The 24504-nt window shown below is 71.4% G+C and carries 22 protein-coding genes, 2 pseudogenes and 1 riboswitch; of the genes and pseudogenes, 2 read left to right on the top strand and 22 right to left on the bottom strand.

Annotated elements, in window-relative coordinates:
* The first annotated feature begins 99 nt into the window (after window positions 1-99).
* A complete protein-coding gene (locus tag ACIBIW_RS30670; protein ID WP_399340872.1) occupies window positions 100-1182 on the top strand; it encodes an LOG family protein in 1083 nt (360 codons plus the stop codon).
* Window positions 1183-1482: 300 nt separating this feature from the next.
* Here the strand turns inward: ACIBIW_RS30670 and ACIBIW_RS30665 are convergent, their stop codons facing one another.
* The 9 genes from ACIBIW_RS30665 to rpsB all read right to left on the bottom strand — a co-directional run bounded on the left by ACIBIW_RS30665 (window position 1483) and on the right by rpsB (window position 11891).
* On the bottom strand, window positions 1483-2502 hold the full coding sequence (locus ACIBIW_RS30665; RefSeq protein ID WP_399340729.1) for an ABC transporter ATP-binding protein: 1020 nt from the start codon (window positions 2500-2502) through the stop codon (window positions 1483-1485).
* Between the two features lies 1 nt (window position 2503).
* Entirely contained in the window at window positions 2504-4177 is a 1674-nt protein-coding gene (locus ACIBIW_RS30660) for an ABC transporter permease (RefSeq protein ID WP_399340727.1), read from the bottom strand.
* 56 nt (window positions 4178-4233) lie between these two features.
* Window positions 4234-5331 carry a thiamine ABC transporter substrate binding subunit gene (locus tag ACIBIW_RS30655; RefSeq protein WP_399340724.1) on the bottom strand — a complete coding sequence of 366 codons (1098 nt, stop codon included), beginning with the start codon at window positions 5329-5331 and terminating at the stop codon, window positions 4234-4236.
* Window positions 5332-5426: 95 nt separating this feature from the next.
* A riboswitch (TPP riboswitch) is annotated at window positions 5427-5550 on the bottom strand.
* Between the two features lie 76 nt (window positions 5551-5626).
* Complete coding sequence (rlmN, locus tag ACIBIW_RS30650; protein WP_399340722.1) at window positions 5627-6757, bottom strand: 23S rRNA (adenine(2503)-C(2))-methyltransferase RlmN; 1131 nt, start codon at window positions 6755-6757, stop codon at window positions 5627-5629.
* A gap of 447 nt (window positions 6758-7204) precedes the next feature.
* A complete protein-coding gene (locus tag ACIBIW_RS30645; protein WP_399340720.1) occupies window positions 7205-8314 on the bottom strand; it encodes a phosphatidate cytidylyltransferase in 1110 nt (369 codons plus the stop codon).
* The gene (gene frr, locus ACIBIW_RS30640) at window positions 8314-8871 is read right to left on the bottom strand and encodes a ribosome recycling factor (protein ID WP_399340718.1); all 558 of its coding nucleotides are present in this window, start codon (window positions 8869-8871) and stop codon (window positions 8314-8316) included. The genes ACIBIW_RS30645 and frr overlap by 1 nt, the downstream gene beginning before the upstream one ends.
* A 132-nt stretch (window positions 8872-9003) precedes the next feature.
* Window positions 9004-9771 carry a UMP kinase gene (pyrH, locus tag ACIBIW_RS30635; RefSeq protein ID WP_399340716.1) on the bottom strand — a complete coding sequence of 256 codons (768 nt, stop codon included), beginning with the start codon at window positions 9769-9771 and terminating at the stop codon, window positions 9004-9006.
* A gap of 180 nt (window positions 9772-9951) precedes the next feature.
* Entirely contained in the window at window positions 9952-10806 is an 855-nt protein-coding gene (tsf, locus tag ACIBIW_RS30630) for a translation elongation factor Ts (protein ID WP_399340714.1), read from the bottom strand.
* Between the two features lie 128 nt (window positions 10807-10934).
* Window positions 10935-11891: a 30S ribosomal protein S2 gene (gene rpsB / locus ACIBIW_RS30625; protein WP_399340712.1), complete on the bottom strand. Its 957-nt coding sequence runs from the start codon at window positions 11889-11891 to the stop codon at window positions 10935-10937.
* 275 nt (window positions 11892-12166) lie between these two features.
* On the opposite strand from rpsB, the gene ACIBIW_RS30620 reads away from it, so the two are divergent.
* Window positions 12167-13030 (top strand): M23 family metallopeptidase, encoded by an 864-nt coding sequence (locus ACIBIW_RS30620; RefSeq protein ID WP_399340711.1) that lies wholly within the window; start codon window positions 12167-12169, stop codon window positions 13028-13030.
* 41 nt (window positions 13031-13071) lie between these two features.
* On the opposite strand, the gene whiG is transcribed toward ACIBIW_RS30620, so the two are convergent.
* From whiG to rimM, 13 genes and pseudogenes are all read right to left on the bottom strand, one after another.
* A complete protein-coding gene (gene whiG / locus ACIBIW_RS30615) occupies window positions 13072-13908 on the bottom strand; it encodes an RNA polymerase sigma factor WhiG (RefSeq protein WP_399340710.1) in 837 nt (278 codons plus the stop codon).
* A 229-nt stretch (window positions 13909-14137) separates the two neighbouring features.
* Window positions 14138-15349: a DNA-processing protein DprA gene (dprA, locus tag ACIBIW_RS30610; RefSeq protein WP_399340708.1), complete on the bottom strand. Its 1212-nt coding sequence runs from the start codon at window positions 15347-15349 to the stop codon at window positions 14138-14140.
* Window positions 15346-16959 (bottom strand): YifB family Mg chelatase-like AAA ATPase, encoded by a 1614-nt coding sequence (locus tag ACIBIW_RS30605; RefSeq protein WP_399340706.1) that lies wholly within the window; start codon window positions 16957-16959, stop codon window positions 15346-15348. The genes dprA and ACIBIW_RS30605 overlap by 4 nt, the downstream gene beginning before the upstream one ends.
* Window positions 16959-17432 carry a YraN family protein gene (locus ACIBIW_RS30600; protein ID WP_399340705.1) on the bottom strand — a complete coding sequence of 158 codons (474 nt, stop codon included), beginning with the start codon at window positions 17430-17432 and terminating at the stop codon, window positions 16959-16961. The genes ACIBIW_RS30605 and ACIBIW_RS30600 overlap by 1 nt, the downstream gene beginning before the upstream one ends.
* Window positions 17433-17517: 85 nt before the next feature.
* Window positions 17518-17826, bottom strand: coding sequence for a DUF2469 domain-containing protein (locus ACIBIW_RS30595; protein ID WP_399340703.1), 309 nt, complete (start codon window positions 17824-17826; stop codon window positions 17518-17520).
* Window positions 17827-17880: 54 nt separating this feature from the next.
* Entirely contained in the window at window positions 17881-18429 is a 549-nt protein-coding gene (locus tag ACIBIW_RS30590) for an NUDIX hydrolase (RefSeq protein WP_399340702.1), read from the bottom strand.
* Window positions 18419-19174, bottom strand: a complete 756-nt coding sequence (gene lepB, locus ACIBIW_RS30585; protein ID WP_399340700.1) for a signal peptidase I — start codon at window positions 19172-19174, stop codon at window positions 18419-18421. The genes ACIBIW_RS30590 and lepB (ACIBIW_RS30585) overlap by 11 nt, the downstream gene beginning before the upstream one ends.
* An 80-nt stretch (window positions 19175-19254) precedes the next feature.
* On the bottom strand, window positions 19255-20211 hold the full coding sequence (lepB, locus tag ACIBIW_RS30580) for a signal peptidase I (protein ID WP_399340699.1): 957 nt from the start codon (window positions 20209-20211) through the stop codon (window positions 19255-19257).
* Window positions 20102-21160, bottom strand: a complete 1059-nt coding sequence (lepB, locus tag ACIBIW_RS30575; RefSeq protein ID WP_399340696.1) for a signal peptidase I — start codon at window positions 21158-21160, stop codon at window positions 20102-20104. Before lepB (ACIBIW_RS30575) ends, lepB (ACIBIW_RS30580) begins: the two co-directional genes overlap by 110 nt.
* Before the next feature lie 406 nt (window positions 21161-21566).
* A pseudogene (gene lepB / locus ACIBIW_RS30570) lies at window positions 21567-22223 on the bottom strand (signal peptidase I); the annotation flags it as partial.
* 45 nt (window positions 22224-22268) lie between these two features.
* Window positions 22269-22619, bottom strand: a complete 351-nt coding sequence (gene rplS / locus ACIBIW_RS30565) for a 50S ribosomal protein L19 (protein WP_399340694.1) — start codon at window positions 22617-22619, stop codon at window positions 22269-22271.
* 202 nt (window positions 22620-22821) lie between these two features.
* Complete coding sequence (trmD, locus tag ACIBIW_RS30560) at window positions 22822-23640, bottom strand: tRNA (guanosine(37)-N1)-methyltransferase TrmD (RefSeq protein WP_399340692.1); 819 nt, start codon at window positions 23638-23640, stop codon at window positions 22822-22824.
* Window positions 23641-23801: 161 nt separating this feature from the next.
* Window positions 23802-24359: pseudogene (gene rimM, locus ACIBIW_RS30555) on the bottom strand (ribosome maturation factor RimM); the annotation flags it as partial.
* Between the last annotated feature and the right edge of the window lie 145 nt (window positions 24360-24504).

Raw genomic sequence — 24504 nt, 5'->3', positions numbered from 1 at the left:
GAGCGCGTGCCGATAACTGAACCCGCCGACGCCAGTGACGCCGTCCCCGCACAACACGCGCGGAAGCGCGGGACGTCGCCGGACCACACCGACCACGAGATCGAGACTCTGGCCGAGTTCGACGAGGTCGTCGCGGACCAGGCGTCCCTCAGCGGCTACCGCGTCCAGGCCGTCGATCTGAGCGGCCGGTCGGAGACGCTTCTGTCCATCGCCGTGGACGGAGCCATCTTCCTGGGCTGCCCGATGGTCGAGGACACGGCAGCGAAGGTCCGCTCCGCAGGAGCGCTCGTCTTCCCACCCGTGCCTGACCTGCCGTTCGATCCCTACCGAGGGCTTCTGTACACGCCTGAGGGGCTGTTCAGCAGCCTTGAGGAGGGTTACGAGGCGACACCGGACGCGCGCGCGTACGCGTGGTTCCAGCGGACCAAAGACGACGGCGACATCTTCGCGTCAATGCTGCGCGCCATCCATGACGATTCCGTCTCCGACGCCCTAGACGAACTCCTCGTAGGCGCCCGCGTCGTCGGAGTCATGGGCGGGCACTCCCTGAAACGCGGCACCGCGGCGTACGCGGGAGCGGCGCGGCTCGGCCGGGCGCTCACCCGGGCCGGACTCACCGTCGCCACAGGCGGCGGCCCCGGGGCGATGGAGGCCGCGAACCTCGGCGGGTACGCGGCGCCGTTCGACGACGCGATGCTCGACGAAGCGCTGGCGCTCCTCGCCAAGGCGCCGTCCTTCGCTCCCTCGATCACCGACTGGGCGGCTGCCGCGTTCGAGATACGGTCCCGCTGGGGCTCCGGCGGAGCCTCCGTGGGCATCCCGACGTGGTTCTACGGCCATGAGCCGCCCAACGCGTTCGCGGCGCACATCGCCAAATACTTCGCCAACGCGACGCGCGAGGACGGCCTCCTGGCCCGTTCCAACGCCGGCGTGATCTTCCTCCCGGGCGCCGCGGGCACCGTCCAGGAGATCTTCGACAACGCGACCCCGAACTACTACGAGTCCCGGGGCGAACCCACCCCCATGGTGCTGGTCGACAAAGCGCACTGGGCCGAGGACCTGCCGACGTGGCCGCTGCTCCAGGCGCTGGCGCGCGGACGGTCGATGGAGTCACGTATCGCGCTTGTCGACTCCATAGAGGAGGCGCCGGAGGCGTTGGCGCGTATGGGGGTCGTGGGGTAGGCCGAGTCGTTTGTGACTCGGCTGCGTGGCCGCGACGTCGGCGCTGCTGCGTGCCGGGATCGTGGGGCGCCGTTCGGCGGCATAGCGGGCTCCTTGGGGCGCCGTTGACCGCTGCGTCACGGCGTGGACGTAGCGGGCAGCGGGGCGACGTAGCGGAGCCGAGCGGGCGGCGCGCGCACGCGTTCGCGACGGGACGTAGCCATGTAGCGGCAGACGTAGCGCCGCCCCGGCCCGCCCCCGGCTCGCGAAGCGTCCACCGCACCGTCCCCCGCTACGTAGCCGCGAACGCGATATACCGCGTCAAGCGAGCACGACAACGTCCTCCGCGGCGAACGTGATCCCCACGCTCTCCCCGGGATCAGGAGCTTCGGCCAGGCCGCAGGCGGCGTCGAGGCGGGGGCCGTGGGGCGGCCGCAGTTGAACGGCGACGTGGGTGCCTCGGAAGGAACGCGACACGACGGCGCAGGGCAGTCCCTGGTCCTCCGTGGCGGTGAGACGTACGCCGGCGGGCCGTACGAGCAGTTGGCACGTTCCCTGACCCGTGCCGGGCGGCACGGGGAGCTTTCCCCACGCGGTGTCGGCGACGTCGCCCGTCACGGTGGCGTCGACGATGTTCTCGAAGCCGAGGAAGCGGGCGACGAACGCGTCGGCGGGTTGCTGCCACACCTGGAGCGGCGTCCCGGACTGGGCGACGCGGCCTTCGCGCATCACGACGACGCGGTCGGCGAGGGCGAACGCCTCGCTCTGGTCGTGGGTGACGGCGAGGACGGTGGTGCCGAGTTCGGCGAACAGTTCCCGGAGTTCGGTCACGAGGCGGTCGCGCAGGGTGCGGTCGAGTTGGCCGAGTGGCTCGTCGAGCATCAGGAGGCGGGGACGTGGCGCCAGGGCTCGGGCCAGGGCGACACGCTGCTGCTCGCCGCCGGAGAGGGTAGCGACGCCGCGACGTTGCGCGTCGGGGAGGCCGACCAGCTTCAGAAGTTCCGCGACGCGCGCGTCGCGTTCCGCGCGGGTGGCTCCCTGCATGCGCAGCCCGAAGGCGACGTTCCCGCCGACGTCGCGCTGCGGGAACAGTTGGTGGTCCTGGAACATGAGCCCGACGCCGCGCTTGTGGACCGGGACGGAGCCCTGGTCCTGCCCCCCGAGAAAGACGCGCCCCGCGTCGAGCCGCTGGAGGCCGGCGACGACACGGAGCAGCGTCGACTTGCCGCTGCCGCTCGGGCCCAGCACGCACACCGTCTCCTGGTCCGCGACATCGAGGTCGATCGCGTCGAGGGCGACGTGTCCGCTGAAGCGCACGGTGCCTTTGTCGACGGTGAGCATGTCAGAACTCCCCCGTGGTGGGCGCGGTGCGGGCCACGGTGCCCGCGCGGGCGCCGCGACGTGGGCTCCCGGGCCGCGGCTGGGGCCTGGATGCCAGTTGTTCGAGCAGGAGCAGCGAGACGGCGCAGACGGCCATGAGGACGACGGAGAGGGCCATGGCCTGGCCGTAGTTGAGTTCGCCGGCGCGCCCCAGCAAACGGGCCACGGCGACGGGCAGGGTGGGGTTGTCGGGGCGGGCGATGAAGACCGTGGCGCCGAACTCTCCCAGGGAGACGGCGAAGGCGAACCCGGCGGCGATGAGCAAGGCACGTCGCACCATCGGCAGGTCCACCTCGCGCCAGGCACGTAGCGGCGACGCGCCGAGGACGGCGGCGGCCTCGCGCAGCCGGTCATCGACGGCGCGGAGCACGGGAAGCATCGTCCGTACGACGAACGGGACCCCGACGAGTGCCTGCGCGAGCGGCACGAGAATCCAACTGGAGCGCAGGTCGAGGGGCGGTTTATCGAGGGCGATGAGGAACCCGAAGCCGACGGTCACCGCGGAGACCCCGAGCGGCAGCATCAGCAGCGCGTCGATGCCGCGCAGGAGGCGGCCCGCGCGACGTGTGAGCGCCGCTGCCGCCAGGCCCCCGATGACGAGGGCGATGCCCGCGGCGGCGAGCGCGTACTGGAAGGAGTTCGCGATGGCGTCGACGGGGGGCACCAGGAACGTTCCGCCGTCGGATGAGGTGAGGGCGCGGTAGTAGCCGAACCCGTAGCCGCCGGCGGTGTCGAGGGAGCGCTGGACGAGCACGCCAAGGGGCAGCAGGAGCAGCAGGATGATGCTGGCGAGCACGGAGCCGAGCAGGGTCCGCTGGAGGGCGCCACGGGGCCGGTGCGACGTCGTGGCGGCGTCCACGAGCCTGAGGGCGCCCTCGCGGCGCCGCACCGTCCACGCGTGGACGGCGAGAACGAGGCCCACCGCGACAAACTGCACGAGGGTGAGCACCGCGGCCGTCGGCAGGTCGAAGAGTTCGGCGGTCTGGCGGTAGATCTCGACCTCGACGGTGGAGTAGGCGGGGCCGCCCAGGATCTGTACGACGCCGAACGACGTGAACGTGAACAAGAAGACCATCAGCGCCGCGGCCGCCACGGCGGGGGCGAGGGCGGGGAGCGTGACTCTGCGCCACGCCGCCCAGCGGGAGGCTCCCAGGACACGCGCAGCGTCCTCCTGGCGCGGGTCGAGCTGAGCCCACAGCCCGCCGACGGTGCGGACGACCACGGCGTAGTTGAAGAAGACATGGGCGAGCAGGATCGCCCAGACGGTCGTGTCGAGCCGTACGCCCCACAGCTCGTCGAGGAGGCCGCCGTGGCCGAGGAGGGCCAGGAACGCCGTTCCCGCGACGACGGTGGGCAGTACGAAGGGCACCGTGACGGCGGCGCGCAGCAGCCGCTTGCCGGGGAAGTCGAAGCGGGCGAAGACGTAGGCGCCGGGCAGGGCGATCGCGAGCGTCAGCGCCGTGGAGGCGAGCGCCTGCCATGTCGTGAACCAGAGGACGTCGCCGATCCCGGGGCGGCCCAGCACGTCCCAGATCCTGCCGGGCCGCGGCCCGTCGCCGGTGTTCAGTCCGCGTCCCACGATCGCGACGACGGGGTAGGCGAAGAAGGCCGCGAAGAACACGACGGGCACCGTCATGAGCGCTCCGCGCGCGACGTCCGCCCGCGACGTCCCGGCGCTACGTCCTCCGGTCCTCACTTCAGTACGAGTGCGGTCCACGAGTCGACCCAGTCGTCCCGGTGGTCGGCGATGCGGCTCGGCGCCATGGTGTGCGGGTCCGTCACCTGGACGGCGTACTTGCGGTACGAGGCGGGGGGTTGGGCTCCGTTCACGACGGGGTCGACGAACATGTTGAGCGGCATGTCGTCCTGGAACTTCTTGGTGATCAGGAAGTCCAGGAACGCCTTGCCGCCCTTGGTGTTGTGGGCGTTGCTGAGGAGGCCGGCGTACTCGGTCTGCTGGAAGCAGGTGCCGGAGGAGACGCCCGTGGGCGCTTGCGCGGGCTGCGGGTCGGCGTAGATGGCCTCAGAAGGCGGCGAGGAGGCGTAGGACACGACGAGGGGCCGGTCGCCCTTGGCCTTCTTGCCGCCCGCGGAGCCGGAGAACTCGGTGTTGTACGCCTGCTCCCAGCTGTCGACGACCTTGACGCCGTTCGCCTTGAGCTTCTTCCAGTAGGTCTGCCAGCCGTTGTCGCCGTACTGGGCCGCGCTGCCGAGGAGAAAGCCGAGGCCCGGCGAGGAGGTGGCGGCGTTCTCGGTGACGAGGAGGTTCTTGTACGCCGGTTTGGCGAGGTCGGCGTAGGTCCTGGGCGGCTGGATCTTGTGGCCGGTGAAGTACTTCTTGTCGTAGTTGACGCAGATGCTGCCGGTATCGATGGGAGTCACGCGGTTCTTGTCCTGGTCGACGCGGTACTGGGCCTTGACCTGACCGGCGCCCTTGGCCTCGTAGGTCTGGAACAGGCCGTTGTCCAGGGCGCGCGACAGCAGGGTGTTGTCGACGCCGAAAAAGACGTCTCCCTGGGGGTGGTCCTTGGTGAGGATCGCCTTGTTGACGGCTTGCCCGGCGTCGCCGTCCTTGAGGACCCGCAGCTTGTAGCCGGTGGTCTTCTGGAAGTCGGCGAGCACGCTCTTGGACGCCGCGAAGGAGTCGTGGCTGACGAGGGTGACGGTCTTGGAGTCCCCGGAGCCGCCTGCCGCGTCGCTGCCGGAGTCCGAGTCGGAGCACGCGCCGAGCGTGCCGACGCCGAGTCCGGCCGCCAGTACGACGGCCGAGATCCTTCTTGTGGTGCCCATTGTTTGTCCTCCTGGGTGTCCAGGAAGAGACGCGGCCCCGCCCTTCGCACCCGCTGCGGGTGCGGCCCCGTCGCGGGCGTGGGCAGGGCGCAACAGCTTGAGTAGGTCCGAACTTCCTACCCGGAATGACCCGGGCGAGGTTCAGAGGGTCTGCGGCCTGTCCGCTCGTCCGAGCGTATGCCGCACTCTCAGCGCTGTGGCGCTCCCCTGTCGGAATATGAAGATGTCCGTCGTCACGTGTGCCGTACGCGCGTGATGTCCACTAAGGACCGCGTACCGTCCCCAGCGTACAAGTTCACCTTTCGGACGCCGCGAGCTGCCCGCAGGCCCCGTCGATCTCCTGGCCGCGTGTGTCGCGCACCGTGACGGGGACGCCATGCGCTGCGATGGCGTCGACGAAGGCGCGCTCGTCCTCGGGGCGCGAGGCGGTCCAGCGGGAGCCCGGAGTCGGGTTCAGCGGGATCAGGTTGACGTGGGCGTGGCGGCCCTTGAGGAGGCGGCCCAGGCGGTCTCCTCGCCATGCCTGGTCGTTGACGTCGCGGATGAGCGCGTACTCGATGGAGACACGTCGCCCCGAACGGTGCGCGTAGTCGAAGGCGGCGTCCAGGACCTCGCGGACCTTCCAGCGGGTGTTGACGGGGACGAGGGTGTCGCGCAGCTCGTCGTCGGGCGCGTGCAGGGAGACCGCGAGGCGGCACTTGAAGCCCTCGTCCGCGAAGCGGTGGATGGCGGGGACGAGGCCGACGGTGGAGACCGTGATGCCGCGCTGGGAGAGCCCGAGGCCGTCGGGCTCGGGGTCGGTGAGGCGGCGGATGGAGTCGACGACGCGCCGGTAGTTCGCCAGCGGCTCGCCCATGCCCATGAAGACGATGTTGGACAGGCGGGTGGGTGCACCGTGGGCCGCGGCGTCGTCGGCCGTGCCCATCTCGCCGTCGCGTACCGCGCGCATGCCGTCGACGATCTGGTGGACGATCTCCGCCGTCGACAGGTTGCGGTCGAGTCCCGCCTGCCCGGTGGCGCAGAACGGGCAGTTCATGCCGCAACCGGCTTGGGAGCTGATGCACATGGTGACCCTGTCGGGATAGCGCATCAGGACGGACTCCACGAGGGTGCCGTCGAACAGCCGCCACAGGGTCTTGCGGGTCGCTCCGTCGTCGCAACTGATGTGCCGCACCACGGACATGAGGTCCGGCAGCAGCGCCTCTTGGAGCCGGCCCCGCGCGCCCGCCGGGATGTCCGTCCACTGCGCAGGGTCGTGCGCGTAACGCGCGAAGTAGTGCTGCGACAGTTGCTTGGCGCGGAACGGCTTCTCGCCGAGCGTCGCGACGGCTTCCTTGCGCTGCGCAGGGGTGAGGTCGGCGAGGTGCCGCGGCGGCTTCTTGGCTCCGCGGGGCGCGACGAAGGTGAGGACTCCGGGTTCAGGCATGGTTCGTCCAGTGTCGCAGACCCGGGAGGGTGCGAGGGTGCGGCGTGGGTGGAGGGGGTGGAGACGTAGCGGGCGATGGGGCGCGGCGGATACGTCGCGGGCAGGGGGTACGTCGCGGCTGGGGCGCTACGTGGGGTGTGGGAAACGTAGCACGGGGGCGGAGCGGGGCTACGTGGGAGGGCGCTGGCTGGGGCATGGGTGGGGCGCCGTGGCTACGTACGTAGCGCCGCACCGTCGAACGGTGCAGCCTCGCGCGACGTAGCGGCACGCGATATAGCGGCGCGAAAGGCTACGTAGCGACGTAACGGGGCCCGCGGAGGCTACGGCGCACGGACCGACGTAGCGCGCCCCGTATATCGCGAGTGCTCCGCTACATACGCAGCGCCCGCACCGTCGCCCCCGCCGCGCACGCGGACCAGGGCGCCATGCGGGCGCGACGTAACGCGGTCAGGAGCCGACGAAGACCACCATCAGCAGCCAGGCCACGGGCGCGGTCGGCAGCAGGGAGTCGAGGCGGTCCATGATGCCGCCGTGGCCGGGCAGGAGCGTGCCCATGTCCTTGATCCCGAGATCCCTTTTGATCATGGACTCGCCGAGGTCGCCGAGCGTGGCGCTGGCCGCGACGGCGAGGCCGAGGAGGAGCCCTTGCCACCAGGCCCCGTCGTCGACCATGAGCTGCATGCACAGCGCCCCGGCGACCATAGCGAAGGCGACGGCTCCGACCAGGCCCTCGCGGGTCTTGCCGGGGCTGATGCGGGGCGCGAGCTTGTGCTTGCCGAAGCGCCAGCCGACGGCGTAGGCGCCGGTGTCGCTGACGACCGTCAGTATCAGGAACGTCAGTACGCGCCGCGGTCCGTCGTCGGCGGTGAGCATCAGTGCGACGAACGTGGCGAGGAATGGCACGTAGAACGTCGCGAAGACGCCCGCCGTGACGTCCTTGAGGTAGCCGTGCGGAGACTGCGCCATGCGCCAGACGAGGACGGCGAGCGCGGTGAGCGCCATGGCCACCCAGGCGCCCTCGGCGTTGCGCACGTAACCGGCGACGACCATGGCGGTGCCGCCGACCGCGAGCGGTACAAAGGGCGCGTTGATGTCCTTGCGTTCGCTCAGGCGCGACGTGAGTTCCCAGAGGCCCACGACGACGGCGACGACTATCACGCCGACGAAGACGGCCTTGACGACGAAGAGCGAGGCGATGATCACCACCCCGAGGCCGAGGCCGACCCCTATGGCCGCACCCAGGTCGCGGCCCGCGCTCTTCTTCTGCGGGGCCGGCGCCGGCTGCGGCTGGGGGGCGCTGGGCATGGGCTCCTGCGGCTCGGGCTGCGGCTGCGACGTGGGGGCACGGAACGGGGCGCCGCTCGGTGAGCCGGCTCCCGCACCGTCCCCCTGGTATCCGCCGCTCGCGGGTTCGTCGGGCACGATGGGCATGGGCCGAGTCTGCTGGGCGCCGTGCGCATCGTATGCGGGACCCGCCGGGGCCGCCCCCTGGGCGTGCGGGGGCCAGGGTTGCGGGTGCCCGGTCTGTGGCGGCGCTCCCCAGGAAGAGTGGTTCATCAGACCTCGAGCAGCTCGGATTCCTTGTGCTTGAGCAGCTCGTCCACCTGGGCGACGTACTTCGTGGTGGTGTCGTCCAGTTCCTTCTCGGCGCGCCTGCCCTCGTCCTCGCCGACCTCGCCGTCCTTGATCAGCTTGTCGATGGTCTCCTTGGCCTTGCGGCGTACCGCGCGGATGGAGATCCGGGCGTCCTCGCTCTTGGTCTTGGCGACCTTGATGAAGTCCCTGCGGCGTTCCTCGGTCAGCTCGGGGAAGACCACCCGGATGATGTGGCCGTCGTTGCTGGGGTTGACGCCGAGGTCGGAGTCGCGGATGGCCTGCTCGATGTTGCGCAGCGCGGTCTTGTCGAACGGGGTGACCACGGCCATGCGGGGTTCGGGCACGGAGAACGAGGCGAGCTGGTTGATCGGGGTCATCGCACCGTAGTAGTCGGCCACGATCTTGTTGAACATCGCCGGGTGTGCGCGTCCGGTGCGGATCGCGGCGAAGTCGTCCTTGGCGACCACGACGGCCTTCTCCATCTTCTCCTCGGCTTCGAGGAGGGTCTCTTCGATCACCACTTGCTCCTGCGTGTCTTGAGCGGGTCCGGCATCCCGTGGGTGGCGGCCGGCTGGGTCGCGTCTCTTTCCCTGCACGGTGTCCCTCCGGCAGGGCTTTGTCCATCCCTCTGGTGGCGGCTGCGCCCGGTGTCAGGCGCGGGCGCTCTGGTCGCCTACGAGGGTGCCGATCTTCTCACCCTTGACGGCCCTCGCGATATTGCCCTCCTTGAGCAGCTCGAAGACGAGGATGGGCAGCTTGTTGTCGCGGCAGAGGGTGACGGCGGTGGCGTCGGCGACGCGGAGGTCGCGCGTGATGACCTCGCCGTAGCCGAGGGAGTCGAACTTGACCGCGTCGGGGTTCTTCTTGGGGTCGGAGTCGTAGACCCCGTCGACGCCGTTCTTGCCCATCAGGAGGGCCTCCGCGTCGATCTCCAGGGCGCGCTGGGCGGCGGTCGTGTCGGTGGAGAAGTACGGCATCCCCATGCCGGCTCCGAAGATGACGACGCGCCCCTTCTCCAGGTGCCGTACGGCGCGCAGCGGGATGTACGGCTCGGCGACCTGTCCCATGGTGATGGCGGTCTGGACCCGGGAGTCGACGCCCTCCTTCTCGATGAAGTCCTGGAGGGCGAGGCAGTTCATGACGGTGCCGAGCATGCCCATGTAGTCGGAGCGGGCCCGGTCCATGCCGCGCTGCTGGAGTTCGGCGCCGCGGAAGAAGTTGCCGCCGCCGATGACGACCGCGATCTCGGCGCCGTCGCGTACGACGGCGGCGATCTCCCGGGCGATGGCGTGCACCACGTCGGGGTCGACGCCCAGTCCTCCGCCGCCGGCGAATGCCTCGCCGGACAGCTTCAGCAGGAAGCGTCCGGCTACTTTGCCGTCGTCGCTCGTGTCGCCCTTGTCGGCCCTGGTGGTCATGGAGATCTCCTCGCGGTGCGCATACGAAGGAGGCCATTGCCGGTGGGGAGTGATGGGCATCCCATGCGCGGCAATGGCCTCCTCGTCAGATCTGCGTGCGTCCGTCGCGTACGGGGGCACCGTACGCGCGCGACTGCTGGGTCGACCCTAGCCGGGCCGGGCCCCTGTCGCCCAACGGACTCAGATGCCGACCTTGATGCGGGTGAAGCGCTTCAGGGTGACACCGGCCTCGTCCAGGACCTTACGGACGGCCTTCTTGTTGTCCTTCGCGAAGGGCTGGTCGAGGAGGGTGACCTCCTTGAAGAAGCCGTTGACGCGCCCTTCGACGATCTTCGGGAGAGCGGCCTCGGGCTTGCCCTCGTTGCGCGACGTCTCCTCGGCGACGCGGCGCTCGTTCTCGACGACCTCGGCGGGTACGTCCTCGCGGGCGAGGTACTGCGGGGAGAACGCGGCGATGTGCTGCGCGACGTCCTTCGCGACGTCGGCGACGGTGTCGTCGGAGGCGCTGCCCTTGTCCAGTTCGACGAGGACGCCGATCTGCGGCGGCAGGTCGGGCATGGTGCGGTGCATGTACGCCGCGACGTAGCCCCCGGTGAACTGGGCGAAGCGGTCGAGGACGATCTTCTCGCCGAGGTTGGCGTTGGCCTCGTCCACGTACGCCTGGACTGTCTTGCCGGCCTCGATCTCGGAGGCGAGCAGGGCGTCGAGGTCCGCGGGGGAGGTCTTGGCGACGTGGGCGGCGAGGGCGTTCGCGACGGTCTGGAACTTGTCGCCCTTGGCGACGAAGTCCGTCTCGCACTTCAGCTCGACGAGGACGCCGGAGGTCTTGTCGTCGGAGATGAGGGAGACGACGGCGCCGTTCTCGGCGGAGCGGCCCTCGCGCTTGGCGACGCCCTTCTGGCCCTTCACGCGGAGCAGTTCGACGGCCTTGTCGACGTTGCCCTCGGCCTCGTCGAGCGCCTTCTTACAGTCCATCATGCCGGCGCCCGTCAGCTCACGGAGCTTCTTGACGTCGGCGGCGGTGTAGTTCGCCATGAGTCCCTGAATCTTTCTCGAAGTCTTGGAGGGCGTGGGCCCGAGGGGGGCGGTCCCCGCGGGCCCACGGAGGGGCGGCGGAAGCGGTGGACGGTGCCATCGCTTCCGCCGTCAGGGCGTTGCCCGGGTCAGGACTGCTCGGTCTCCGCGGCCGGGGCCTCGGGGGCCTGCGGCTCCGCGGGCTTCTCCGCGGCGTCGGCGGGGGCGGCCTCCGCGGGGGCGGCGGTCTCGGTGGAGGCGGCGGTCTCGGCGGGGGCGGCGTCGGCGGCGGGGGCCGCGGCCTTGTCGCCGGCCTCGTCGGCCTTCTTCTCGCCTTCGAGGAGGTCACGCTCCCACTCGGCGAGCGGCTCGCCCGCGGCCTTCTCGCCCGGCTTCGAGTCGCCGGTGGCGACGCCGGAGCGGGCGATGAGGCCCTCGGCGACAGCGTCGGCGATCACGCGGGTGAGCAGGGTGACGGAGCGGATCGCGTCGTCGTTGCCGGGGATCTTGTAGTCGACCTCGTCGGGGTCGCAGTTGGTGTCGAGGATGGCGACAACCGGGATGTTGAGCTTGCGGGCCTCGCCGACCGCGATGTGCTCCTTCTTGGTGTCCACGATCCAGACGGCGCTGGGCACCTTCTGCATCTCGCGGATACCGCCGAGGGTCTTCTCCAGCTTGGCCTTCTCGCGGGAGAGGACGAGCAGTTCCTTCTTGGTGAGGCCGGAGGCGGCGACGTCCTCGAAGTCGATCTGCTCCAGTTCCTTGAGGCGCTGGAGCCGCTTGTAGACGGTGGAGAAGTTGGTGAGCATGCCGCCCAGCCAGCGCTGGTTGACGTAGGGCATGCCGACGCGGGTGGCCTGCTCCGCGATGGCCTCCTGCGCCTGCTTCTTCGTGCCGACGAACATGACCGTGCCGCCGTGGGCGACGGTCTCCTTGACGAACTCGTAGGCGCGGTCGATGTACGACAGCGACTGGAGCAGGTCGATGATGTAGATGCCGTTGCGCTCCGTGAAGATGAAACGCTTCATCTTCGGGTTCCAGCGGCGGGTCTGGTGACCGAAGTGGACGCCGCTCTCCAGCAGCTCCCGCATCGTGACGACGGCCATGGCCGTGTTCTCCTTGGTTCTCGGTTGTCGCGCCCGCCGGATGGCGGTCGCACCTGACGCCCCGGCGCGCTGTGCCACGAGGGACCGAGGAGCGCGGACATCGTCGGGTGAGGAGGATGTCGGGGCGTGCGAAGTCGACCCGGTGTCCCGGATCGCCACATGAAGTGTACGGGACCTACACCCCGGCGGGTGACGCCGTTATCCACAACTGGCGAGTAGTCCACAGATCCAGGCCAAGATCCCCACGGATCGTCCCGGCACGAGATCGTTCCGGCATGACCACCACTTCGCGTCTTCGTCTCCTGCTGCGCCGCTCCCCCGCCGCTTCCCTCGCCCGGGAGGCGGTGCGCGCCGCAGCCCGCACCTCGACCGCCCGCCGCGCCGCCACCTGCGTGCTCGGCCTAGCCGCCGCCCTGGCCGTGGGCGCCGCCGCCGCGGCCGCCGGGATGGCGCGCGCCGCCCAGGAACCGGCGCCCGGCGACGCCCCGCCCGCACCGCCTCCTGCGTCCGCGCCGCCCTCGGGGCCGACCGCGCCGCATGCCTCCTCGTTCCAGACGGGCGACGGCGGACGCAGGCCGCTGCGCCGTCCTGCGGCGGCCCGCAAGAGCAAGCGCGTGCGGTCTCCACGCGCCCGGTCGGCCGCGCGGGAGCCGTCCCCGCAGACGGGGGTGACAAGCGTGCCCCCGTTGGCGAGGGCGTGGCCGGTGGACCAGCTCCCGCAGGTACTGCGGGGCTGGGAGCCCCCGGCGACCCCGTACGGCCCTGGCCATCGCGGGGTGGACGTCGCGGCAGGCGTGGGCGAGCCGGTGCGGGCCGTCGCCGCGGGCACCGTGTCGTTCGCCGGGCGGGTGGCCGGACGCGGCGTCGTCGCCATCGAATTGGACGGCACCGGCGGCCCACCGCTGCGTACGACGTACGAGCCGGTGCTCCCGACGGTGCGGAAGGGCGACCGGGTTCGGCCCGGCCAACAGGTCGGGCTGCTGGAGCGGGGCCGCCACCGCTGTTCCGCGCCGTGTCTCCACTGGGGGCTGCGCCGCGGGAAGGCGTATCTGGACCCGATGTCGCTCCTGCCGCCCTGGCTGCTGCCCGCGGGACCTTCACGGCTGCTGCCGGTGGCGGGGGTGCCGGCCGGGGGATGAGGCGCGGGCCGGGTGCCGCTCCCCCGCGGCCGCCGCCCCGCTCACCGTCCGAACGACGCCAGCTTGGCCCTGAGCTGGAGGACCGACTTGGTGTGGATCTGGCTGACGCGGCTCTCCGTCACACCGAGGACGTTGCCGATCTCAGCCAGGGTCAGGCCCTCGTAGTAGTAGAGCGTGACCACGGTCTTCTCGCGGTCCGGGAGGGTGTTGATGGCGCGCGCGAGGAAGCGGCGGAGTTCGCGGTCCTCGGCGACCTCGACGGGGTTGTCGGCCGCCGTGTCCTCCAGGGTGTCCATGATGCTGAGCCGGTCGCCGCTCTCGCCGCCGACGTGGAGCAGTTCTTCGAGGGCGACGACGTTGGCGAGGGAGAGCTGGCTGAAGACGCTGTGGAGGTCTTCGAGCGCGACGCCCATCTCGTCGGCGACCTCGCTCTCGGTGGGGGTGCGGTGCAGCCGGGCCTCAAGGGTGGCGTAGGCGCGCTCGATGTTGCGGGCCTTCTGGCGGACGGAGCGGGGGATCCAGTCGAGGGCCCGCAGTTCGTCGATCATGGCGCCGCGGATGCGGGTGATGGCGTAGGTCTCGAACTTGATGGCGCGGTCGATGTCGAACTTCTCGATCGCGTCGATGAGTCCGAAGACTCCCGAGGAGACGAAGTCCGCCTGCTCCACGTTGGGCGGCAGGCCGACGCTGACTCGTCCCGCGACGTATTTGACCAGCGGCGAGTAGTGCAGGATGAGCTGTTCCCGCAGCCGCTCGTCACCGGTCTCCTTGTACGTCCGCCACAGCTCGTCGAGTGTCGAGGGGCCGGGTGGCCGCACGCCGCCTCGGGCGGCGGGGGGAGCCGCCGCCCGGTCGGACCCGGAGGTGTGCTGGGGCATTCGTCGCCTTGTGCCGTTCTGCCGTGATCTGGTGGGGCCGGTCGGTCTGCCGGCCCGTGCGGTTCCGGCCGTCGGTGCGGGGTGAGCGACTGATGCCGGATTCCTCGTGAGCGTAGCGTGACTGAGGCGTCGCGGTCCGCGAAGGGTGGCGGCCCGCACATGCGCAGATACGTTCCGCTCGACCCCCCGGAGCGGGTGCGTGCGGCGCTCGCCGCCGGGGGTGTCGATCTCAACTGCTGTGCTTGTCAAGGCTTTCGGGCGTCGACCGGTTGGCGCAATGTGGAAGGTCAACGTCCGGGGTGAAGGGTGAAGGTGGCGGGGTTTTCCGGCGTGTCAGTTGCCAGTTGTCGCCATGTCGTTCGACGAACCCCAGCGAGTGAAGTTCGTACAGCCTGGCGACCGCGTCGTCGGCCGTCGTACCGGCTCCGTAGGCGATGTCGCGCGCGGTGGCGCCGCCGCGGCCGGGCAGGGCGGCGAGGACGCGGGCGGCCTCGGGAGGCAGGGTGTCGCGCGGCAGGACGGGGCCCTGGCGGGGCGGGGGGAGTTCGCCGATGTCGCCGACAAGTTCGACGACGTCGGCGGCGTCGGTGACGAGCGCTCCCTCGGCCCGCAGCAGTTCGTGGACGCCTGCCGAGAGGGCGCTCGTCGCGGCGCCGGGGACGCCCATCACATGGCGGCCGAGGCGCTGGGCGTGGCGTGCGGTGGACAGGGCGCCGCTGCGGAGGGCGGCCTCCACGACGACGGTGCCACGGGTGAGCGCCGCGATGACGCGGTTGCGCTGGATGAACCTGCTGCTGGTGGGGTGGTCCCCGAGGGGGAGTTCGCCGAGGACGAGGCCTTGGGCGGCGATGCGGGCGATGAGCTGCTCGTGGCCGCGGGGATAGGGGTGGTCGATGCCGCAGGCGAGGACGGCGGCGGTGGCTCCGCGGGCGCCGAGGGCGCCTCGGTGGGCGGCGGCGTCGATGCCGTAGGCGCCGCCGGACACGACGATCCAGCCCCGCTCCGCGAGCTGTGCGGCGATCGTGGTGGCGATGTGGGCGCCGTATGCGGTGCAGGCGCGGGCGCCGACCATGGCGACGGAGCGCAGGGCCCAGGCGCGCAGGTCGGGGGCGCCGCGCGCCCAGATGCCGATGGGGCGGGCGGGGCCGAGGTCGTCGAGTTGGGTGGGCCATTCCAGGTCGCCGGGGCAGATGAAGCGGATGCCCGCGGCGTGTGCGGCGTCGAGGTCGGCGTCGGGGCGGGTGCGGGCGGCGCGGGCGGTGAGCCCTGCCCAGCGGGTGGGGGTGACGCCGGGCGGGGGGTCGCCGCCGCGGGTGAGGTGGTCCATGAGCGCGGTGGGGGTGTGGGTGGTGAGCAGGCGGGCGGTGAGGCGGTCGCCGGGTTCGAGGATGCGGGTGAGGGCGGCGCGCGCGTGGCGCTCCTCGTCGGTGGGGCGGGTCATGCGGGGGTGCTTTCCAGGGGGACGCCGCGGCGGATGCCGGTGCGGAGTTCGAGTGCGTGGGCGACGTCGTCGGCGGTGGGGCGGTCGTGTTCCGCGAGGTCGGCGAGGGTCCAGGCGACGCGCAGGACCCGGTCGAGCCCGCGGGCGGTGAGGAGGCCGCGTTCCAGGTCGTCCTCGGCGGTGCGCAGCGCTCCCGGGGCGGGGTGCCATCGGGTGCGCAGTTCGTGTCCGGGGACTTGGCTGTTGGTGGTCCAGGGGGTGTCCGCGTAGCGGGTGGCCGCGCGTTCCCTCGCGGCGGCGACACGAGCGGCGACGGTGGCGGTGGATTCGGCGCCGGTGTGCTGCTGGAGGAGTTCGGCGCGGGTGACGGGTTCGACGGTGAGGCGGAGGTCGACGCGGTCCATGAGGGGGCCGGAGAGTCGGGCCTGGTAGTTGCGGATGGCGGAGGGGCGGCATTCGCAGCCGCCGTCGCGGGCGCCGTAGCGTCCGCAGGGGCAGGGGTTTGCGGCGAGCGCCATGAGGAAGCGTGCGGGCATGCGGAGCATGGCGGCGGCGCGGGCGACGACGACGTGGCCCGATTCGAGGGGCTGGCGGAGGGCTTCGAGCGCCTTGCTGGCGAATTCCGCCGCTTCGTCCAGAAAAAGTACGCCATGGTGGGCTAGGGACACTGCGCCCGGCTTGGGCATTCCGGTGCCGCCGCCGACGAGGGAGGCCATGGTCGCGGAGTGGTGGGGCGCGCAGTAGGGCGGCCGTCCGACGAGGGGCTGGCCCGGTGGCAGCGTCCCGGCGATGGAGTGGATGGCGGTGACTTCGAGGGCCTGTTTGGGGGTGAGGGGCGGGAGGAGGCCGGGGAGCCGCTCGGCGAGGAGGGTCTTGCCCGCTCCCGGGGGCCCTTTGAGGAAGATGTGGTGGTTTCCGGCGGCGGCGACTTCGAGCGCGGTGCGGGCCTGGTGCTGTCCTGCGACGTCGGCGAGGTCGGGCTCCGGCTCACCGGCGGCGAGGGGCGCGCCGAGGCCGGTGCCGGGGAGAGCGAGCGCGGCGAGGAACGGGTCGGGGCCCGTGTGCTCGCGGTCGGCTTCCTCCTCGTCGGGGACGGGTTCGTCGGTGAGCACGGCGATGAGCTGTCGCAGGCTGCGCACGCCGAGGACGGAGATGCCGGGGACGAGGGCGGCCTCGGCGGCGTTGCGCTCGGGGACGACGACCTGTTCGTATCCGGCGTCGGCGGCGGCGAGTACGGCGGGCAGTACGCCGCGGACGGGGCGGACGCGGCCGTCGAGGCCGAGTTCTCCGACCATGACGATGTCGAGGAGGACACGGGGGTCGATGCGGTCGGCCGCGCCGAGTACGGCGGTGGCGATGGCGAGGTCGAAGCCGCTGCCGCTCTTGGGCACGGCGGCGGGGCTGAGGCCGACGGTGAGTTTCTTCTGGGGCCATTCGGCGCCGGAGTTCACGATCGCGGCGCGTACCCGGTCGCGGCTTTCGCTGAGGCTCTTGTCGGGGAGGCCGATGAGGGTGAACGCGGCGACGCCGACTTCGAGGTCGGCCTGGACCTCGACGACGACTCCCTCGACGCCGACGAGTGCGACGGAGCAGGTGCGGGCGAATCCCATCAGGCCACCCCGCGGACGTGCTCGACGAGGGGGGCTCCGCGGTGGGGCAGGACGACGCCGACGAGGTCGATGCGCACGGATGCGGCGTGGGCGTCGGGGTGGGCGTGGAGCCAGTGTTCCGCGAGGGTTCTCAGGCGCTGCGCCTTGGTGGCCGTGATGGCCTCCATGGGGTGCTGGTACGCACCTGACCTGCGTGTTTTCACTTCCACGACGATGATGGTGTCGCCGTCGCGGGCGACGATGTCGATCTCGCCCGCGGGGCCGGAGCGCCAGTTGCGGTCGAGGATGGTGTGGCCGCTCGCGGTGAGGCGGCGGACGGCGAGGGTCTCGCCGTAGCGGCCGAGGGCGGTGCGGGAGCGGTCGGCCGGGGGCCTGCCCGTGCGGCGGGCGGCCGGGCGGTGTGCGCGGTGGGGCGCGGGGGTCCTGAGGGCGGGGCGCGGGGTGCGGGCGGGCTTGCGGCGGGGTGCGTTCATGGTGGGTGCCTCCTTCGGCACTCACCGTCGCGCAGTCCCCGCCCCCTTGTGGATCTTGGTGGATAACTCACGAGTTGTGGATAACTTAGCCACCCGGAAGGTCGAGGTCGTTCTTGTTTAGCTCCTCGATGTTCACGTCCTTGAACGTCAGAACGCGCACCTGCTTGACGAACCTGGCCGGCCTGTACATGTCCCACACCCAGGCGTCAGCCATGGAAACCTCGAAGAAAACCTCACCCTGAACGGAGTGCACCTGCATCTCGTAGTCGTTGGTGAGGTAGAAGCGCCGTTCCGTCTCGATCACGTATTTGAACAGACCGACGACGTCGCGGTACTCCCGGTAGAGCTTCAGCTCCATCTCGGTCTCGTACTTTTCGAGGTCCTCGGCGCTCATGGCAGTTCCCCTTCAGCCGTGCGTCCCCTCATTGTGCGCCTGCCACTCGGACTCTCAGACGATTTCCGTGTCAAGAAGCTCAGGACGCGACGGGGGCCCCTCGTCGAGCACACGGCGCAGCAGCCCGGCGAGCCTGGTCGGATACACCGTCTCACGGGTGCGGGAGAGATCCCGGCAGGTCCACCATCTGGCTCCGGCGACGGAGCGGCGCTCCAGGTCGGTGAGGCCGGTGGCGGCGATACGGGTCTGGGCCGTACGGGCGAGGAAATACCATTCGTCCTGGTCCCAGCGCTCTCCGGCGAAGGGGAACGAGCAGATACGGCGCCACAGGACGGGGCCGAGGTCGACCTGTGTGATCCCGGTCTCTTCGCCGAGCTCCCGCAGGGCGGCGTCGGCGTGGCTCTCGTCGCCCTCCAGGCCGCCGCCGGGGGTGAACCACCAGTCGTCGCCCGCGTCGCCCGGCTCGTGGCCGTGCAGCAGCAGGATGCGGTCGTCCGGATCGAGGAGGACGACGCGCGCCACCCTGCGCAGCGGCCGGCCGGAGAGGGTTGCCGGAGGCCCGGGGGGTGCGCCGGGGCCGTCCGCGGCGTGCTCAGCCGACACCGGCGAACTCCCCCCGCTGGTGTCCCGCGCGCCCGCGCCTGCGTGCGCCGCGGCGCGCGAGGGGCCCGTACGCGGCGCCGCCGAGGATGAGGACGGCGCCCACGATGACCAGGACGACCATGGTGACGAGCGGCCCGGGCCGGGAGGTGCCGCCCGGGAGTGCGGCGAAGCCGGTGGGGCGGGCGAGCATCCCGTCGAGGGGCCAGGCGACGGCGTCGACGCGCGCGGTGACGTCGCCGCGCGGCACGGCGCCGTTGCCTGCGTCCTGGAGGTGGACGCTGGAGTCGAGGGAGCTGTTGCGTTCGTCGCCGAGGAGGAAGAGGCGCCCGCGCGGGACGGCGGTGGAGGGGATGCCGCTGGACGACGCGGGCTTCCCCTTCTCCAGGTAGGGCTCGTCGATCTTCTTGCCGTTGACGGTGAGGTGCCCGTCGGCGCAGCAGGCGACGTGGTCGCCGCCGACGGCGACGACGCGCTTGACCATGGGGAGGTTGCCCCAGTCACTGTCCTCGAAGACGACGACGTCGCCGCGGCGTGCGTCGCCGCCGTCGATGCGCTGTGCCAGCACGCGGTCGCCCGCGTTGATGGTGGGCGACATGGAGGTGGTGGGCACCGTGTAGGGCTGGTAGACGACGGCGCCCCAGATGAAGCCGCCGAGGAACATCACACAGCCGAGGGCCACGGCGATGCCCGACAGCCTGCTGCCGAGCCGTCCGCGGCCCTCGTCCGTACGGCTTGTCCTGCTCATGCCACAGCTCCAGCGCTCCCGTGCACCGTTCCCGCGGCCGGGCGCGGTACCCGGGTGGTTCGGTGGTCCGGGTCGGCACCCTACCCGGCGGTACGCCCGTCGGTAACCCGGGAGTGCCGGGCGGCGATCCGCCTCCTGCGCCAGATCACCAGTGGTACGGCTCCGGCGAGGCCGAGGGCGTCGGGTGCGGCGCTGGACGCGGCCGCGCTGATGCCGGACTGGTGGAAGGTGTCCGGGACCGGCAGGGTCGACCAGCGGGTGGGCGGCCAGGCGATGACGAAGGCGCGGCCCACGACATTGCCGACCGGCACGAATCCGTGGTTCTTGTCCTGCTGGTGGTAGCGGGAGTCCAGGGAGTTCTGCCGGTGGTCACCCATGACCCAGATTTTGCCCTGGGGAACGGTGACCTTGAACTGGCCGCCCTGATTGTCCGCGCTGCACGGGGTGTTGCCCGCATAGATGTACGAATCGTTGAGGGGCTTGCCGTTGACCTTGACGGGGCCCGTGCCCTTGCACTCGATGGTGTCGCCGGCGACGCCGATGACCCTCTTGATGAGGTCCTTCTCGTCGGCGGAGGGCATGAGGCCGATCCAGCCGAGGACCCGCTGGACCGCGTTCGGCTTGGGAGCGGGCTCGCCCGCGAGCCAGTTGTCGGGGTCCTTGAAGACGACGACCTCGCCGCGTTCCGGCTCGGAGCCGAACCAGGGGGTCAGTTTGTCGACAAGTACCCGGTCGCCGATCTGGAGGGTGTTCTCCATGGAGGCCGAGGGGATCGAGAACGCCTGGACCAGGAACAACTTGATCAGCAGGGCGAGGACCAGGGCGATGAGGACGAGCAGCGGCAACTCCTTCCAGAAGGACCGCGGCTTCTTCGTGCTCTCACTCCTGCGGTGGCGGGAGCGTCCCTCACCGTCTCCGTCGGCGGGATCAGGCGTCACACCGACCGCCTCGGTGCTCGTGCCCGAGCCGTAACCGGAGTGCTCCGGCTCCTCGGGCCCGTCGTGCCCGGAACGTGCGCCGACCGCCACATCCCCCACATCCACTCCTCAGTCCGTGCCGCTGCCTGCTCCGGTACCGGTACAGGCCCACCACTCCCATAACGAGCGGGGGTTCCGCAGGGCTCGGGAGCGGGATCAATCCGTTGAGATCCGCGGGGGCCACCCTATGCGAGGGCCCTGTGACGGTGCCCGGCCCCGTGGACGCGCCGGACACGGACGCGTACGTGGCCGGTTCGTCCAGTTTGCTCCAGTGGCCGAAGGGCCAGGCGATGAGGCGGGCCCGGCCCACGACGCTGTCGAGGGACACGGTGCCGCTGTAGCCCTCGTCGCGGTGGTAGCGGGAGTCGGCGGAGTTCGCGCGGTGGTCGCCCATCACAAACAGCCGTCCCGCCGGGACGTGGACCTCGAACGGGAACGCGGACGGCTTGTTGCCCCGCTGGATGTACGGCTCGTCGAGGGGCCGACCGTTGACGGTGACCCTTCCGGCGGCGTCGCAGCACTTCACGGTGTCGCCACCGACGGCGACGACCCTCTTGATCAGGTCGCGGTCGTCGTCCGAGGGCAGCAGGCCGATCTGCGCGAGGCCCGCCTTGAGTTGACGGATCACCACGGGTGCATCCCCTGAGGTGCCCTTCTCGGCGTCGAGCCAGTGCCCGGGGTCGCGGAAGACTATGACGTCGCCGCGGTGCGGCTCCGCCCCGAACCAGGGTGTGAACTTGTCGACCAGGACGCGGTCGCCGATCTGGATGGTGTCCTCCATGGAGCCGGAGGGGATCACGAACGCCTGGACGACGAAGGTCTTGAGGATCAGCGCGATGCCCAGGGCGATGCCCAGCAGCAGCGGTATCTCACGGAGCGCGGAGCGGCGTCTGCGGCGTTTGACACGTCGCGCACGTCTGCGGCGTTCGGCCCGGCCGCCCAACGCGGGGCGCGACGCGGCGGAGCCGTCGCCGGGGTCCGAGCCGCGGCGACGTCCCCGCTCACCCATGGAGGCCGCCGCCCCGGCGCGGGCGCGCGGTGTCGCCGTCGCACGGTTCGGCGGCGGCGTGGTGGCGCACCGTGGCTGCGTGCCGGCGCGGGGCCCTCGGAGTCTTGGCGACGGTGCGGGGCGGGGGGACGTCGCGGCGGTGCGCGGCGGCTTGCTGCTTCAGGGGAACGGCTACGTCGGGGCGCGATGGCGCCGCCGCACCGTATGCCGCGTCCGTGGCGGCGTGGTGCGTGGATGTGTCGCCGCTACGTCGCGGCGTCGTCGGCGGCAGCGTGGGGGCGCCACGTAGCGACGTGGGAACGTCACGTAGCGGCATGGCGACGTCACGTAGCGCCTGAGCGGCCTGAGGCGACCCCTCTCGCTCCCCTGGGGCATCGCTCCCGTACGACGTCGTCGTGGGCGGCGTGGCGCCTCGCGACACGGTCTCCCAACGGCCGGGGGGCCACACGGTCCACTCGGCCTTGCCGATGACCGCGTCGACCGGGAGCGTCCCGCCGCCGGGGGCTCCGAGCCGGTCGCGGGAGTCGCTGGAGATGCTGCGGTGGTCGCCCAGCAGGAAGAGACGGTCCTCGGGTACGCGTACGTCGAAAGGGGCGTGGGAGGCGGCGTCGCCGGGGTACAGGTAGCGGGTTTCGGTGAGCGGCTTGCCGTTCACCTCAAGCCGTCCCCCGCTGTCGCAGCAGACCACCCGGTCTCCCCCCACTCCCACGACGCGCTTGATGTAGTCGCCGTCGCCGAAGTATTCCCCACCGTCGAAGACGACAACATCCCCACGCCGGGGCGTCCCGCCGAATCGGTACGCCAGTTTGTTGACGAGGACCCGGTCGCCGGGGCGCAGCCCTGGCTCCATGGAGCCGCTGGGGATGGTGAAGGGCTGGACGACGCAGCGCAGGACGACCAGGACGAGGGCGGCGAGCAGGAGCGCGGTGAGGGTGAGGCGGCCGCCGGGGACCCGGCTCAGCAGCGCGGCGGCGCGGACACGACGCGGCCGCACCGGTTGGGCCCCGTCGTCGGGGGCCAGTTCGGTGCGGCCGCGCTCTGGTGCGTCTGCTTCGGTGTCCATTTCAGCGGGATGCTATCCGGCCCGCCTGTGAACACCCGCGCGCGATCAGCTCTCGCGCTTCTCCTTGATCTTCGCCGCCTTGCCGCGCAGGTCGCGCAGGTAGTACAGCTTGGCGCGGCGGACGTCGCCGCGAGTGACGAGCTCAATCTTCTCGACGATCGGGGTGTGCACGGGGAAGGTGCGCTCGACGCCGACGGAGAAGGAGACCTTGCGGACCGTGAAGGTCTCGCGGACCCCGGAGCCCTGGCGGCGGATCACGACGCCCTTGAACTGCTGCACACGCGAGCGGTTGCCCTCGATGACGCGTACGTGGACGTTGACGGTGTCGCCGGGGCGGAACGCCGGGATGTCGTCGCGCAGCGAGGCGCTGTCGACGGAGTCGAGCAGGTTGGACATGATCGTCTGCTTTCTTCGCCGATGCCACAGGTCATCGGCGGGACGTGGGTGAGGTCTGTGGGTGTTGGCCGCTCCGGTTCGCGTCGTGTCCCCCTGTGGCAGGGGCGCGATCGGGCGACGTACAACAGCGGGCCATTCTTCCACGGGGTGCCGCCGCGCCCAAAATCGGCGGCCCCGGCGCCACGTCGCGCAGTGGTGGGCGTTACGGCGCGTCCTGGGCGGGTGGCTGCCAGTGCCCGTCCTGGTCCTGGTACCAGCCCAGGGCGGTGAGCAGCGCCCGGTCCTTCTTGTCGAACGCGTCCGGGGCGCTGCGGCGGAGCAGGTCGGGCCGGTGGGCGGCGGTGCGGCGGATGGCCTCGTCCCTGCGCCAGCGGGCGATGTTGCCGTGGTGGCCGCTGAGGAGGACGTCGGGGATGCCGCGGCGGCGCCAGGTGGGCGGCTTGGTGTAGACGGGGCCCTCCAGGAGGTGGGCCATGGCGCCGGGCGCGAAGGAGTCGTCGCGGTGGGACTCGGCGTTGCCGAGGACGCCGGGGAGCAGACGTGCCACGGCTTCGGTGATGACGAGGACGGCCGCCTCACCGCCTGCGAGGACGTAGTCGCCGATGGAGAGTTCGCGTACGGGCAGGCGGGTGGCGTACTCGTCGGTGACGCGGCGGTCGATGCCCTCGTAACGCGCGGGAGTGAAGATCAGCCAGGGCTGACGGGAGAGTTCGACAGCGCGGTCCTGGGTGAAGGGCTCTCCGCTGGGGGTGGGGACGACGAGGACAGGGCGGGTGGCGCCGTGTTCGTAGCCGTCGGCGATGACGTCGTCGAGGGCGTCGCCCCAGGGGTCGGTCTTCATGACCATGCCGGGGCCGCCACCGTAGGGGGTGTCGTCGACGGTGTGGTGCTTGTCGCGGGTCCAGTCACGGAGGTCGTGGACGCGGACGTCGAGGAGGCCGCGCGCGCGTGCCTTGCCGACGAGGGAGACGTCGAGGGGGTCGAGGTACTCGGGGAAGATCGTGACGACGTCGAGCCGCATCAGGCGTCGTCCTCCGCGACGTCGCCCGGTACGTCGCGCACCGGGGTGTCGCGATATACGTCGCCGGGCACGTCGCGACGTACGTCGCCCGATGTGTCGTCCGCGGCGTGTGGCGCGTCGGCGTCGGCGACGTCGGTGCCGTCCGACGTGGCGACGTCGCGCGCTTCGTCCGCGGCGTCGTCGGAGCGCGCCGCGGGAGGCCCCGTCGTGGCGTCGAGGAGACCGGGTGGCGGGTCGATGACGGCGCGCTGCTCTTCGAGGTCGATGTCGGTGACGATGTCGGCGACGAAGGGGACGAGGACTTCTCCCGCACCGTCGGCGCGGACGACGACCAGGAGGTCCTGGGCGGACAGGTGGGAGATCTCGCCGATGCGTCCGACGGGGGTGCCGTCGGTGGTCACGACGTCGAGGTCGACCAGTTGGTGGTCGTAGTACTCGTCGGGGTCCTCGGGGACCTCGTCGGGGTCGACGTCGGCGATGAGGAGGGTGTTGCGGAGGGCTTCGGCGTCGGAGCGGTCCTGGACGCCGGCGAATCGGAGCAGGAGCCGCCCGCTGTGGACGCGTCCGGTCTCGATGGTCAGGGGGCCGGAGGCGGCCGGGTCGGTGGCGAGGACGGCGCCGGGTGCGAGCCGCAGTTCCGGCTCGTCGGTGCGCACCTCGACCGTGACTTCGCCCTTGATGCCGTGGGCGCGGCCGATCCGGGCGACTACTAGCTGCACGGCTGGTGTTCTCCTGTCGTACGGCGCGGGGCGGGGGGGGGGGGGGGGGGGGGGGCGCGGCCCGCCGCCCCCGGGGGGGGGGGGGGGGGGGGGGGGGCGGCGGGGGCGCCCGGGTGGGCAGCGCAATGAAGCGGGGGCGCGCGGC

This window comes from Streptomyces sp. NPDC050560 (assembly GCF_044457285.1).
Lineage (GTDB): Bacteria > Actinomycetota > Actinomycetes > Streptomycetales > Streptomycetaceae > Streptomyces.
This window is presented reverse-complemented; position numbering and strand designations above follow the sequence as displayed.

What these genes read in the sequence shown, in the direction of transcription:
- ACIBIW_RS30665 (WP_399340729.1), bottom strand. Translation starts at nt 2,502, where the DNA reads ATGCTCACCGTCGACAAAGGCACCGTGCGCTTCAGCGGACACGTCGCC.
- ACIBIW_RS30660 (WP_399340727.1), bottom strand. Translation starts at nt 4,177, where the DNA reads ATGACGGTGCCCGTCGTGTTCTTCGCGGCCTTCTTCGCCTACCCCGTC.
- ACIBIW_RS30655 (WP_399340724.1), bottom strand. Translation starts at nt 5,331, where the DNA reads ATGGGCACCACAAGAAGGATCTCGGCCGTCGTACTGGCGGCCGGACTC.
- rlmN (WP_399340722.1), bottom strand. Translation starts at nt 6,757, where the DNA reads ATGCCTGAACCCGGAGTCCTCACCTTCGTCGCGCCCCGCGGAGCCAAG.
- ACIBIW_RS30645 (WP_399340720.1), bottom strand. Translation starts at nt 8,314, where the DNA reads ATGAACCACTCTTCCTGGGGAGCGCCGCCACAGACCGGGCACCCGCAA.
- pyrH (WP_399340716.1), bottom strand. Translation starts at nt 9,771, where the DNA reads ATGACCACCAGGGCCGACAAGGGCGACACGAGCGACGACGGCAAAGTA.
- tsf (WP_399340714.1), bottom strand. Translation starts at nt 10,806, where the DNA reads ATGGCGAACTACACCGCCGCCGACGTCAAGAAGCTCCGTGAGCTGACG.
- rpsB (WP_399340712.1), bottom strand. Translation starts at nt 11,891, where the DNA reads ATGGCCGTCGTCACGATGCGGGAGCTGCTGGAGAGCGGCGTCCACTTC.
- ACIBIW_RS30620 (WP_399340711.1), top strand. Translation starts at nt 12,167, where the DNA reads ATGACCACCACTTCGCGTCTTCGTCTCCTGCTGCGCCGCTCCCCCGCC.
- whiG (WP_399340710.1), bottom strand. Translation starts at nt 13,908, where the DNA reads ATGCCCCAGCACACCTCCGGGTCCGACCGGGCGGCGGCTCCCCCCGCC.
- dprA (WP_399340708.1), bottom strand. Translation starts at nt 15,349, where the DNA reads ATGACCCGCCCCACCGACGAGGAGCGCCACGCGCGCGCCGCCCTCACC.
- ACIBIW_RS30605 (WP_399340706.1), bottom strand. Translation starts at nt 16,959, where the DNA reads ATGGGATTCGCCCGCACCTGCTCCGTCGCACTCGTCGGCGTCGAGGGA.
- ACIBIW_RS30600 (WP_399340705.1), bottom strand. Translation starts at nt 17,432, where the DNA reads ATGAACGCACCCCGCCGCAAGCCCGCCCGCACCCCGCGCCCCGCCCTC.
- ACIBIW_RS30595 (WP_399340703.1), bottom strand. Translation starts at nt 17,826, where the DNA reads ATGAGCGCCGAGGACCTCGAAAAGTACGAGACCGAGATGGAGCTGAAG.
- lepB (WP_399340700.1), bottom strand. Translation starts at nt 19,174, where the DNA reads ATGAGCAGGACAAGCCGTACGGACGAGGGCCGCGGACGGCTCGGCAGC.
- lepB (WP_399340696.1), bottom strand. Translation starts at nt 21,160, where the DNA reads ATGGGTGAGCGGGGACGTCGCCGCGGCTCGGACCCCGGCGACGGCTCC.
- rplS (WP_399340694.1), bottom strand. Translation starts at nt 22,619, where the DNA reads ATGTCCAACCTGCTCGACTCCGTCGACAGCGCCTCGCTGCGCGACGAC.
- trmD (WP_399340692.1), bottom strand. Translation starts at nt 23,640, where the DNA reads ATGCGGCTCGACGTCGTCACGATCTTCCCCGAGTACCTCGACCCCCTC.